Raw genomic sequence first — 11,959 nt, 5'->3', positions numbered from 1 at the left:
CACCTGGCCGGCATGAAAGACTCCAAAGTGATCGTTGCGATCAACAAGGACGAAGAAGCGCCGATCTTCCAGGTGGCCGATTACGGCCTGGTGGCAGACTTGTTCGAAGCCATCCCCGAGTTCGAGAAGCTGGTCTAATCCGGCGGCTTGACTTATAAAGAGCCCGACCTTTTGGTCGGGCTTTTTTTTGTTCTTCTGTAGGAGCTCCTACGGGCGAAAATATTGGGTTGTAGGGAGTGTCCCCATGGATTTACGCCGCGTGTGTGGCTGGTCATTACTGCTGGGGCTGACGCTGTTGCCGGGGCTATCCATAGCCGCGGGCAAATGTGAGCGCCTGGTGGTGACCGGTAGTCCGGACGCGCCGCCGTATCTGTGGCAAGACCCGCAAAACCCCAAGTACCTGATAGGCGCCAGCGCCGACCTGTTGCAGCAAGTGGCGGGGGAGTTGGGCATCAAGGTCGAACTGCTTTACGCCGGCAAACGCTCCCAGGCCCTGGACGAAGTGCGCAGCGGGCGCATGGACATGCTGGCCGATGCGCCGTTGACGGTCAGTGAGCTGGAAAATCTGGATTACATCCATCCACCGCTGCTGGAGAACGATTACCTGGTCTGGACTCGCAACGACTCGTTACTGGTCTACAACGAAGCCCAGGACCTTCACGGTCATCCCGGCGCCTTGTCAGAAAAGGCTCGAGTAACAACGTCATTTGGCACTTTCGCCGAGCAGCAATTGACTCTGGTTCGCACGCCCAATCTGACCCAGGCCTTTCAGAAGTTGCTGCTGAACGAGGTGGAATTTGTCCTCGCCGGACGCTACTCGGGCATGGCCCTGGTGCAAACGCTGGGGATGGCCGATGACTTGATGGCCCACCCACACCCCATCGACAAACCGGGCCTGTATCTTGCCGTTTCCCATAACTCTGCCTGCAACGATCCTTGGTTGCGCGGACAGCTGGCTAAAAAGATGACAGAATTGCCCGCGTCCGGACTGACGGAAGCTGCGCTGCTGCGCAATATCGAGCGTTGGAAAGCGCAACTCTCACAACCGCAGCCACAACCTGTCAGTACCCCAAAACAGTAGGGATTTTTAGTGAGTATTCGACCTCTTTTCGCTGCCCTGGCCGTTCTGGCTCTGGCGGGTTGTGCAGCCGATCCGGCGCCGAATGAACAAATACGCCTGACCGAACAGGCCCTCGAACAAGCCAAGGCCGTGGGTGCTACCGCCGACGAAGTGCCGGAGCTGAAACTGGCTGAAGACAAGTTCAAGCGTGCCAAGGGCAACATGGCCGACCAGTCCTTCAAGAATGCGCGCATGCGGGCCGAGCAGGCCGAGCTGGACGCGCGTCTGGCCGAAGCCCGGGTTCTGACCCTCAAGAGTGAGGAGCAGTTGAACGTGCTCAATACCCGCATCACTCGTCTGCGCAAGCAACTGGGAGATGCCCAATGAGCCTGAAAACCAAAGCACTCGGCGGCTTGATCCTGGCCGGTTGCGCAAGCCTTTATGGTTGCGCTGGTCAACACAGCGAAGCCGCAATCCAGCAGGCCGGCACTGACTTTCAGAAGGTCAAGGAAGACTCCAACGTGCTGCGCATTGCGCCCAAAGACGTGATCCGTGCCGGCGAGTCGCTGGCCCGCGCCGATCGTCTGTCCAGCTACTGGGGCAGCGGTTCGGACGTTGTGCATTACGCCTACCTGAGCCGGCGCTACAGCGAAATCGCCCGGGAACACACCAATCAAGTGCTCAACGAGGAACGCGCGGCGAAGCTCGAACTCGAGCGTCAGCGCCTGCAACTGGCCCTGCGTGAGTCCAAGTTGCTCAGCGTGCAGCAACAGGGCAAGTGGCTCGAAGAGCAGATTGTGGCGTTGGCGACTACCCAAACCGACCGTGGTCTGGTGATGACTCTGGGCGATGTGCTATTCGATACCGGTGAAGCAGAGCTGAAAAACTCGGCAAATCGTGTGGTGTTGAAGATCGTCCAGTTCTTGCAGCTCAATCCCAAACGCGTGGTGCGGATCGAAGGCTACACCGACAGCACTGGCGGTAAACAGGAAAACCTCAAGCTGTCCCGCGACCGTGCGCAATCGGTGGCTGACGTGCTGATGGACCTGGGCATCGACGACAAACGTATCAAAGTCGAAGGCTACGGCGATGAATACCCGGTGGACGTGAACGCCTCAGAACGTGGTCGTGCACAGAACCGTCGGGTGGAAATTGTGTTCTCCGACGAAAAAGGCCAGCTCGGCGCCGCCCGCTAAGGGCTGCGTTACTGGAAAACCCGGCCTGTCAGCAGTGCCGGGTTTTTTTGTGCCTGCCAATCAGCGCAATACTCTCCATAAAACAGTACAGTTTTTGCTGACAATGCACTGTACGGTCGACTATTGTGACAACTGTCCCAGTACACTTCAAAACTGTTCCGGTATTGTTTCACACAAGAATAAAATGCCCGTGAAATCGAGTGCTGCGTCATGACCAATCTCTTGCTCTACCAACGTATTGCTCAGCAACTGGCCGAAGACATCCGGCGCGGTGTTTATCAACCGGGGGAGCGCGTGCCTTCGGTGCGCAAGATGAGCTCGCAGCTCAACGTCAGCCATGCAACGGTGTTGCAGGCCTACGCCAACCTTGAAGATCAGGGGCTGATTCGTGCCCGGCCGCAATCCGGTTACTACGTGCACCAGACGCCTGCGCTCACGGCGCCAACCCCGGACATTGCACGGGTCGAGCGACCTGGCCTTGTCACGCGCAGCAGCATCATTCAGCAAGTCCTGGTCGAATCCCGCCGCGAAGGCGTCTTCCCGTTGGGCGCCGCGGTACCGAGCGTTGACTATCTGCCGGTGCGGGCGCTGCATCAGCAACTGGCCAAAGTCACCCGTTTCCATAGCCCGCGGGCGTTCAGCTACATGTTCAGCCCCGGTTTCGAGCCGTTGCGTCGGCAAGTGGCGATCCGCATGCGCGACGCCGGCGTGGTGGTCGACCCGTCGGAAGTGGTAATCACCCACGGCTGCGTCGATGCGTTGCAGATGTCTCTGCGCGTATTGACCAGGCCGGGCGATCTGATCGCGGCCGAGTCGCCAACCTATTACGGTTTGCTGCAACTGGCCGACCTGCTGGGGCTGAAAGTCATCGAGATCCCCAGCGATCCAGCCACCGGCATGAGCCTCGAAGCCCTGCAATTGGCGGCCAACCAGTGGTCGATCAAGGCGCTGGTGCTGACCACACGCCTGAGCAATCCCTTGGGCGGCACCATGCCCGAAGAGCGGCAGAAACAATTGCTGCGCCTGGCCTCGGATTTCGATATCCAGGTCGTCGAAGACGATATTTACGGCGAACTGATGTTCGAGCAGGGTCGCACCAAATCGCTCAAGGCCTACGACCGACTGGATCGGGTGATCTATTGCTCCAGTTTCTCCAAAACCCTGTCGCCCGGTGTGCGCATCGGCTGGATGATTGCCGGCAAGTACCAGCAGGAAATCCAGCGCTTGCAGACCTTCAGCACCCATTCAGCCTGTAGCGTCACGCAAATGGGCATAGCGGCCTATCTGGAGAACGGCGGTTACGACCGGCATTTGCGCTACATCCGTCAGGAGTACCGCAAGAACCTCAGCGCTTTTCAGCTGGCGGTGCAGCAGTACTTCCCTGAAGGGACGCAAATGACCCGGCCCACCGGTGGTTTTATTCTGTGGGTGAGCCTGCCGGGGCGGGTGAATACGCAGGAACTGCATGTGCGTGCGTTGCAGCAGGGCATCAGTATTGCGCCGGGGTTGATTTTCAGTAACACCGAGCAGTTCAATCACTGCATTCGCCTGAACTGTGGCATCCCCTGGAACCGCGAGGCCGAGCGTGCGTTGATGACGTTGGGTTTGCTGGCGACGCAACTTTGTCAGGAGACGGCGAGCGGTTTTTGAGCGGCCGGGCAGTTCTGAACTGGCCGCTTGTCTTGTCGTCTCCAACAGGCGAGCATGTAGCCTTCTGCCGTTCACGCCGTTGGGTCCATGAAGCCGATTTATCCTGCCGCCTGGTTGTTGATCTGCCTGTTAATGACCTGTCACCCGGAAGGCGTCATGGCGGCTTCCGTTCAGGAAAAACCGACAGCCAGCACCACCGAGAAAAAAACGGCAGCGGTCAAAAAGGCCGCACCGGCCAAAAAGAAGGCTGCGGCGGTCAAAAAACGTTCCCCCATTGCTTCCAAGTCGAAACCGGCCAGTGAAGTCGTGAAAACCAAACTCCCTTCCGCAAATCTCGACTTGAGCCTGCCCAAGGACATGGTCGAAGAACTGAAGCCGGTCGGCACGGTAACCTTGCCCCGACACGATGCGCTGTTGCCTCAAATGTTCGGTGACAAGAGCAGCCCGTTCCAGCTCAACGGTCGTCTGCTCAGCAACGAAATGCAGTTGCAACTGCGCAATGAAGAGCGTCGGGAAGTTGAAGGCGCGGCGCTGGAATTCGAGTTCAAGCAGTAAATCCCTCCCATTCGTGACCCGCGGACCAGACGCTTTGTCGGAGACTGGTCAGTCACGTTCGTTTCAACGAAAAAACCCGGGCTCAGGTAATTTTAAACAGTCGTTTTAGCCGTTACTCTGTGCCACGTCCCTTTACCCGTCGCGAGGAGCTTGTCGTCATGAGATGCCGTGAAGGCTGTGGCGCCTGTTGCATTGCCCCTTCCATCAGTTCGCCGATTCCCGGAATGCCCAATGGCAAAGCCGCCGGAGAACGTTGCGTACAGCTGTCTACCGGTAACCTGTGCAGCATTTTCGGCAAACCGGAACGTCCTGCGGTGTGTTCGGCATTTGAAGCCGATGTCGAGGTCTGCGGAAGCAGCAGCGACGAAGCGATCAAGTTGCTGGGCTGGTGGGAGCAAATGACGGCCGCGTGATGTGTTCAACGAACGGAACTTCAACAATAAGGAATAAGACTATGGGTTCGCTGCATCGTATGGCTGTGCTGTGTGGTTTGACGGTTTTACTGGCCTCCACGGCCCAGGCCGAAGAATGGAAAACCGCCAAGGAAGAAGAGGGCATCAAGGTGTCCTTGAGTGAAGTGGCCGGTTCCCAATACAAGGCTTACCGTGGCGTGACCGTCATGAAGACCACCATGGCCAAACTGCGTGCATTGCAGGAAGACGTGCCGGGTGCCTGTGCATGGATTCACGAGTGCAAGACTCAGAAGTTGCTCAAACATGAAGGTAACCAGAGCTGGACCTACACCCAATTCAATACCCCTTGGCCGGTCACTCCTCGCGACTCCGTATTGCATGTCACCACTGTTGAAGGCGCCGATGGCAGCCTGACCCGCGAGTTGGAAGGGCAGCCCAAGTACGTCCCGGAAGAAAAAGGATTTGTACGGGTGGCCCAGGTCAAAGGTTTCTGGAAGCTCGTGCCTAAGGGCGATCAAGTCGAAGTGACTTATCAGGCCCATACCGAACCCGGCGGCAGCGTGCCGTCGTGGTTGGCCAACAAGTTTGTGGTCGATGCGCCGTTCAACACCCTCAAAGCCCTGAAAGAACGCGCCGAGAAGTAACCGCGTATACTTTTGATAATGCCCGTTCAACAACGCCCCGATTTGATCGGGGCGTTCGTGTTTTTACCAAGGGACGGGGCTTTATTTTGTTTCTGGATATGCGTTGAACGAAATTTTCACAAAGCCTCCAAGACAATTCACTCGCGTCCCAATGAGTCAGCCCGCAACTTTGCACCACGTCTTGTCCCACAACGCTACACGCGACAGTCGGGCCTGCGGGTCAGTAATCAATGGTAATGCCGCGGTTGATCGTGCAACATTTGCGCACCGCGCAAGCCCCGGGGCCGAGGATGGCCAACAGAGGGCGAGACAGCTGATGCCGGTCAGTTAAACGCAATCCATGTGGGAGCGGGTTTGTGGCGAGGGGGCTTGCCCCCGTTGGGCCGCGCAGCGGACCCAAAAATTTGCGAGCGCTGCGCACTCGAACGGGGGCAAGCCCTCTCGCCACATAAGCCCGCTCCCACGGTTTTCGCTTCTTGACCGACCAGCATCAGGCAAGGCGCCGCTGTATTTTTGAAACTTCAACTTCCAATGGGTCCTAAAACGACATGGCAAACCCGGACGCCCTGAGTCAGCAGCGAGCTTCTAGTCGCCTGCTGCAACCGACCGTCAAATCGCATCTGGCCTACACGCTATTGTGTGCCTTGGTCATGATGGTCATGTTCAGCCTGCTGCGCGTGGCGCTGCTGGTCTACAACAGCTCGATGATCCTCGACACACCGGCCTCGACCTTTCTGGAAGCGTTCGCCAACGGCCTGCGTTTCGACTTGCGCCTGGTGGTTTACCTCAGCATTCCGCTGCTGCTGGCCCTGTTCAGTGCCAGGGCGATGGCCGCTCGCGGGTTCTTCCGGTTGTGGCTGACCGTTGTCTCGAGCATCGCGCTGTTCCTCGGCCTGATGGAAATGGACTTTTACCGCGAGTTCCACCAGCGCCTCAACGGTCTGGTCTTCCAGTACGTGAAAGAAGACCCGAAAACCGTGATGAGCATGCTCTGGTACGGTTTTCCGGTGGTTCGCTACCTGCTGGCCTGGGCCGTGGGCACGTTGATTCTGACGCTTGCATTCAAGGGCGCCGACCGCGCCACGCGTCCTCGCGGGCCGTTCAGCGGTGGCAGCATCAGTACGCGGCAGGTCGCTCCGTGGTATGCGCGTGGCGTGGTGTTCGTGGTCTGCCTGCTGGTCTGCGTGGTCGCGGCTCGCGGTACGTTGCGTCAAGGCCCGCCGCTACGTTGGGGTGACGTTTACACCACCGACTCCAACTTCGCCAATCAGTTGGGCCTCAACGGCACGCTGTCGTTGATCGCAGCGGCCAAGAGCCGGCTGTCCGAACATCGCGACAATGTCTGGAAAGCCACACTGCCACAGCCCCTGGCCCAGCAGACCGTGCGCGATTTGTTGTTGACCCCGAGTGACAAGCTGGTCGATCCCGAGACCGCCGCGGTGCGTCGCAATTTCAGCCCCGACGGCAACAAGACACTGCCGATCAAGAACGTCGTGGTGATCCTGATGGAAAGCTTCGCCGGTCACTCGGTGGGCGCTCTGGGTCGTCCGGGTGAAATCACGCCGTACTTCGACAAACTGTCGAAAGAGGGCCTGTTGTTCGATCGTTTCTTCTCCAACGGCACCCATACCCACCAGGGCATGTTCGCCACCATGGCCTGCTTCCCGAACTTGCCGGGTTTCGAATACCTGATGCAGACGCCTGAAGGCAGCCACAAACTGTCCGGCCTGCCGCAGTTGCTCAGTGCCCGTGACTACGACGATGTGTACGTCTATAACGGCGACTTCGCCTGGGACAACCAGTCGGGCTTCTTCAGCAACCAGGGCATGACCAACTTCATCGGGCGTAATGACTTCGTCAACCCGGTGTTCTCCGATCCGACCTGGGGCGTGTCTGACCAGGACATGTTCAACCGTGGCCTGGAAGAATTGAAGGCTCGCGATGGCAAGGACAAGAAGCCGTTCTATGCCTTGCTGCAAACGCTGTCCAACCACACGCCGTACGCTTTGCCGACGCCATTGCCGGTGAAGCCTGTGACCGATCGCGGCAACCTCAACGAACACTTGACCGCCATGCGCTATTCCGACTGGGCGTTGGGTCAATTCTTCGAACAGGCCCGCAAAGAGCCGTATTTCAAGGAAACCCTGTTTGTGGTGGTCGGCGACCACGGTTTTGGCAACGAACAGCAGATCACTGAAATGGACCTGGGTCGTTTCAACGTGCCGATGCTGCTGATCGGGCCGGGCGTCCAGGAAAAATTCGGCCAGGTCGACCATACCGTCGGCACCCAGATCGACATCGTGCCGACCATCATGGGCCGTATTGGTGGAGAGGTGATTCAACAATGCTGGGGTCGCGACTTGCTGAACCTGCCGGAAGGCGACAAGGGTTTTGGCATGATCAAGCCGTCGGGCAGCGATCAGACGGTCGCATTGCTTACCGGGGATCGCGTGCTGGTACTGCCCAAAGAGATGCCGCCGAAGTTGTATCAATACGAACTGGGCGCCAATCCGAAAGGTGAAGTGATCCCGGCATCGGCTGATGAAGCGGCGCTCAAGCAGAAGCTCGAGTCGTTCATTCAAACGGCCACCAAAAGCCTGATCGATAACACCGCCGGTGTGGTTGACGGCAAGCCAGACTAAGTGTTGGCGCAATAGAAAAGAGGCCCTTCGCAGGGCCTCTTTTTTTTGCCGGCAAACCTTTATATCTTGCCGAGTAGCAGCAGGATCAATAGCACCACCAACACCACGCCGATGATACCTGACGGGCCGTAACCCCAACTTCTGGAGTGTGGGAAGACCGGCAAGCCACCTATCAACAACAGGATAAGAATAACGATAAGAATTGTGCCCATGTCTGTTTCCTTGTTGGAAGCGTTGTGGTTGACCTAGCGTTTTAGCTTTTAGCCATCAGCTGGACTTGTATTAATCCTAGCTGCTTACAAAATCCGACTCATGGATATGAAGAAAAATTCCAGGTTTTTTTAATGTATTTGGAAAGCACGTTTATTTCTTTTACTGCGTCTCAAAGTTGAAACAACCGGACCGCGCCGTGGTTCATTGCTGGCCATTCAGCAATCTGATGGAGCGTGGGTCGCGCATTATCCTTCGCTACACTCGGTGCATCTTCCCCGGAACAACAAGGCTGTTTGCTATGCAAAATCGCATGATGATCACTGGCGCGGGCTCAGGCCTGGGTCGCGAAATCGCGCTGCGCTGGGCGCGTGAAGGCTGGCAGCTGGCCTTGTCGGATGTCAGTGAACCCGGCCTGCAAGAAACCCTGAAGCTGGTTCGCGAAGCCGGCGGTGATGGTTTCATTCAGCGTTGTGATGTGCGTGACTACAGCCAACTAACGGCGTTCGCCCAAGCCTGTGAAGAGAAGTTCGGCGGCATCGACGTCATCGTTAACAACGCCGGCGTGGCCTCGGGCGGGTTCTTCAGTGAATTGTCGCTGGAAGACTGGGACTGGCAGATCGCGATCAACCTGATGGGTGTGGTCAAGGGCTGCAAGGCCTTCCTGCCGCTACTGGAGAAAAGCAAAGGCAAGATCATCAACATCGCCTCGATGGCCGCACTGATGCAAGGTCCGGCCATGAGCAACTACAACGTGGCCAAGGCGGGTGTGGTGGCTTTGTCCGAAAGTCTGTTGATCGAACTGGCCCACGAGGAAGTCAGCGTGCATGTGGTCTGCCCGTCGTTCTTTCAGACCAACTTGCTGGATTCTTTCCGCGGCCCGACTCCGGCCATGAAAGCCCAGGTCGGCAAGTTGCTGGAAAGCTCGCCGATCACCGCTGCCGACATTGCCGATTACATCTATCAGCAGGTCGCCGCTGGCGAATTCCTGATTCTGCCTCACGAACAGGGCCGCATGGCCTGGGCGATCAAACAGAAAGATCCGCAGTTGCTCTACAACGAAATGACCGTGATGGCCGACAAAATGCGCGCCAAGGCCAAACAATCCGCAGGCTGAACTTGCCCGTGCGCAAGACCGTCGTTAGGGTGGCCGCAACCGGTCATCCTCACGAGACATCTGCATGCTCAATTACCTGTGGTTTTTCCTCGCCGCGCTGTTTGAAATCGCTGGCTGCTTCGCCTTCTGGATGTGGTTGCGCCAAGGTAAAAGCGCTTGGTGGATCATCCCGGCGTTGCTCAGCCTGATCTTGTTCGCGGTACTGCTGACCCGGGTCGAAGCGAGCTACGCCGGCCGCGCCTATGCCGCCTACGGTGGCATCTACATCATTGCGTCGATCGGTTGGCTGGCGGTGGTCGAGCGGATTCGTCCGCTGGGCTCGGACTGGATTGGCGTGGCGCTGTGTGTGATCGGGGCCAGCGTCATCCTGTTTGGCCCGCGCTTTTCCGCTTCCTGAAGGATCGCTCCTTCATTTAACCGGTTTGTCGGACGCGTCCGTCAGGGCGAAGCCTCCTTGGCTGTAGGGCAAGACTGTTTTGCTGCCGTTGCATTGAAGACCCGCTACGCGCCGGGCATCTTCAAGGGCCGGTAACCCTGAAGGATGAATGCCATGCTTGTACTCAGTCGCGTTGTGGGCGAGTTGATTTCCATTGGTGACAACATTTCCGTGCGGGTTCTCGCCGTCAACGGAAGCAGCGTGCGCTTCGGTGTTGAAGCGCCGCAACAGGTCAACGTACATCGCGCCGAAGTCTATGAGCGCATCCAGATCAAACAGGCCAAAGCCAAAGCCCGATAAGGGCCTCAGTCGAACAGGTGCTTGGGCACGTCGTGCTTGAGCATCAACTGGCATTGCTCGCTTTCCGGATCGAAGACGATCAGCGCCTGGCCCTTGGTCAATGCCTGACGAACACGCAGCACGCGGGTTTCCAGCGGTGTGTCATCGCCATTGTCCGTGCCGTCGCGGGTCACGAAATCCTCGATCAGGCGGGTCAGCGTGTCGACTTCAAGTTGGTCGTGGGGGATCAGCATAAGGCACCTCGGCTAAACAATGGCGCGATGCTACGGCGGTTATGAACGCATCACCAGTAGGAGCTGCCGAAGGCTGCGATCTTTTGATCTTGATCGTTCCCACGCTCTGCGTGGGAACGCCTCAGGGGACGCTCCGCGTTCCAGCTCTCGAAAGGGACGCGGAGCGTCCCGGGCTGCATTCCCACGCGGAGCGTGGGAACGATCGTCAGGATCAGTTATCCGAACGCTGCCCAATCAAGCTATCCACCGACGGCACCCGCGTGTCACTTTCCATCTGCGTTTCGTGTTCTATCTGGTGACTGAAGCGGTCCAGGGAGCCCTTGGCCGGTTGTGCATCGCTGGCGAACACCGGCGGGCTGAGGATGTAGGCGCCGAGCAGGCGACTGAGGGCGGCGAGGCTGTCGATGTGGGTGCGTTCATAGCCGTGGGTGGCATCGCAGCCGAAGGCGAGCAGGGCGGTGCGAATGTCGTGGCCGGCCGTAACGGCGGAGTGAGCATCACTGAAGTAATAGCGGAACAGGTCGCGACGCGCCGGCAGTTCGTTATCGCTGGCAAGCCGCAACAAGTGGCGCGACAGGTGGTAGTCATAAGGCCCGCCGGAATCCTGCATCGCCACACTCACCGCGTGTTCGCTGGAATGCTGGCCGGGCGCGACCGGCGCGATGTCGATGCCGACGAATTCGCTGACGTCCCAAGGCAGGGCCGCCGCTGCACCGCTGCCGGTTTCTTCGGTGATGGTGAACAGTGGATGGCAGTCGATCATCAGTTCTTCGCCACTGTCGACAATGGCTTTCAGCGCCGCCAGCAGTGCCGCAACGCCGGCCTTGTCGTCGAGGTGACGGGCGCTGATGTGGCCGCTTTCGGTGAACTCCGGCAACGGGTCGAAGGCGACGAAATCGCCGACGCTGATCCCCAGCGAATCGCAATCGGCGCGGGTGGCGCAGTAGGCGTCTAGGCGCAATTCGATGTGATCCCAGCTGATCGGCATTTCATCCACGGCAGTATTGAACGCGTGCCCGGAAGCCATCAGCGGCAACACGCTGCCGCGAATCACGCCGTTGTCGGTGAACAGACTGACGCGGCTGCCTTCGGCAAAACGGCTGGACCAGCAACCGACCGGCGCCAGAGTCAGGCGACCGTTGTCCTTGATCGCGCGAACCGCTGCGCCAATGGTGTCCAGGTGGGCGGAGACGGCGCGGTCCGGGCTGTTCTGCTTGCCCTTGAGGGTGGCGCGGATGGTGCCGCGACGGGTCATCTCAAAGGGAATGCCCAACTCTTCGAGACGTTCGGCAACGTAACGCACGATGGTGTCGGTGAACCCGGTGGGGCTGGGAATGGCGAGCATTTCCAGCAGGACTTTTTGCAGGTAATTGAGGTCCGGCTCGGGAATTTTGCGGGTCATGGAAACTCCTGATGGGTTGAGAGCTGATCGTTCCCATGCTCTGCGTGGGAATGCAGCCAGGGACGCTCTGCGTCCCAAGTGGACGCGGAGCGTACGAGGAG

General features: G+C 58.4%; 14 protein-coding genes and 1 pseudogene. 12 read left to right on the top strand and 3 right to left on the bottom strand.

From position 1 onward, the window contains the following. From ACZ9IM_RS29720 to ACZ9IM_RS29680, 9 genes and pseudogenes are all read left to right on the top strand, one after another. Window positions 1-138: pseudogene (locus tag ACZ9IM_RS29720) on the top strand (electron transfer flavoprotein subunit alpha/FixB family protein); the annotation flags it as partial. 106 nt (window positions 139-244) lie between these two features. Further along, window positions 245-1,081, top strand: coding sequence for a substrate-binding periplasmic protein (locus tag ACZ9IM_RS29715; RefSeq protein WP_427625934.1), 837 nt, complete (start codon window positions 245-247; stop codon window positions 1,079-1,081). Window positions 1,082-1,090: 9 nt separating this feature from the next. Beyond that, a complete protein-coding gene (locus ACZ9IM_RS29710; protein WP_008073146.1) occupies window positions 1,091-1,447 on the top strand; it encodes a DUF4398 domain-containing protein in 357 nt (118 codons plus the stop codon). Next, complete coding sequence (locus ACZ9IM_RS29705) at window positions 1,444-2,256, top strand: OmpA family protein (RefSeq protein ID WP_427625935.1); 813 nt, start codon at window positions 1,444-1,446, stop codon at window positions 2,254-2,256. The genes ACZ9IM_RS29710 and ACZ9IM_RS29705 overlap by 4 nt, the downstream gene beginning before the upstream one ends. Before the next feature lie 210 nt (window positions 2,257-2,466). Next, the gene (locus tag ACZ9IM_RS29700; protein ID WP_007903895.1) at window positions 2,467-3,906 is read left to right on the top strand and encodes an aminotransferase-like domain-containing protein; all 1,440 of its coding nucleotides are present in this window, start codon (window positions 2,467-2,469) and stop codon (window positions 3,904-3,906) included. A gap of 87 nt (window positions 3,907-3,993) precedes the next feature. Further along, entirely contained in the window at window positions 3,994-4,461 is a 468-nt protein-coding gene (locus ACZ9IM_RS29695) for a translation initiation factor 2 (protein WP_476225776.1), read from the top strand. Between the two features lie 158 nt (window positions 4,462-4,619). After that, window positions 4,620-4,874, top strand: a complete 255-nt coding sequence (locus ACZ9IM_RS29690) for a YkgJ family cysteine cluster protein (RefSeq protein WP_476225775.1) — start codon at window positions 4,620-4,622, stop codon at window positions 4,872-4,874. A 41-nt stretch (window positions 4,875-4,915) separates the two neighbouring features. After that, entirely contained in the window at window positions 4,916-5,518 is a 603-nt protein-coding gene (locus ACZ9IM_RS29685; RefSeq protein ID WP_008075148.1) for an START domain-containing protein, read from the top strand. Window positions 5,519-6,066: 548 nt separating this feature from the next. After that, a complete protein-coding gene (locus ACZ9IM_RS29680; RefSeq protein WP_476225774.1) occupies window positions 6,067-8,160 on the top strand; it encodes an LTA synthase family protein in 2,094 nt (697 codons plus the stop codon). Window positions 8,161-8,219: 59 nt separating this feature from the next. On the opposite strand, the gene ACZ9IM_RS29675 is transcribed toward ACZ9IM_RS29680, so the two are convergent. Beyond that, window positions 8,220-8,372 carry a DUF3309 family protein gene (locus ACZ9IM_RS29675; protein WP_008012020.1) on the bottom strand — a complete coding sequence of 51 codons (153 nt, stop codon included), beginning with the start codon at window positions 8,370-8,372 and terminating at the stop codon, window positions 8,220-8,222. A gap of 299 nt (window positions 8,373-8,671) precedes the next feature. Between ACZ9IM_RS29675 and ACZ9IM_RS29670 the strand changes: the two genes are divergently transcribed. The 3 genes from ACZ9IM_RS29670 to csrA all read left to right on the top strand — a co-directional run bounded on the left by ACZ9IM_RS29670 (window position 8,672) and on the right by csrA (window position 10,223). Continuing rightward, window positions 8,672-9,487 (top strand): SDR family oxidoreductase, encoded by an 816-nt coding sequence (locus ACZ9IM_RS29670; RefSeq protein WP_008075150.1) that lies wholly within the window; start codon window positions 8,672-8,674, stop codon window positions 9,485-9,487. Window positions 9,488-9,551: 64 nt separating this feature from the next. Further along, window positions 9,552-9,884, top strand: a complete 333-nt coding sequence (locus ACZ9IM_RS29665; protein WP_063341152.1) for a YnfA family protein — start codon at window positions 9,552-9,554, stop codon at window positions 9,882-9,884. A gap of 153 nt (window positions 9,885-10,037) precedes the next feature. Beyond that, a complete protein-coding gene (csrA, locus tag ACZ9IM_RS29660; protein WP_064616631.1) occupies window positions 10,038-10,223 on the top strand; it encodes a carbon storage regulator CsrA in 186 nt (61 codons plus the stop codon). 5 nt (window positions 10,224-10,228) lie between these two features. Here the strand turns inward: csrA and ACZ9IM_RS29655 are convergent, their stop codons facing one another. After that, window positions 10,229-10,456, bottom strand: a complete 228-nt coding sequence (locus tag ACZ9IM_RS29655; RefSeq protein WP_003199186.1) for a YheU family protein — start codon at window positions 10,454-10,456, stop codon at window positions 10,229-10,231. 211 nt (window positions 10,457-10,667) lie between these two features. After that, entirely contained in the window at window positions 10,668-11,858 is a 1,191-nt protein-coding gene (locus tag ACZ9IM_RS29650) for an osmoprotectant NAGGN system M42 family peptidase (RefSeq protein ID WP_123494544.1), read from the bottom strand. Between the last annotated feature and the right edge of the window lie 101 nt (window positions 11,859-11,959).

It is taken from the genome of Pseudomonas sp. TE12508 (assembly GCF_056279485.1).
This window is presented reverse-complemented; position numbering and strand designations above follow the sequence as displayed.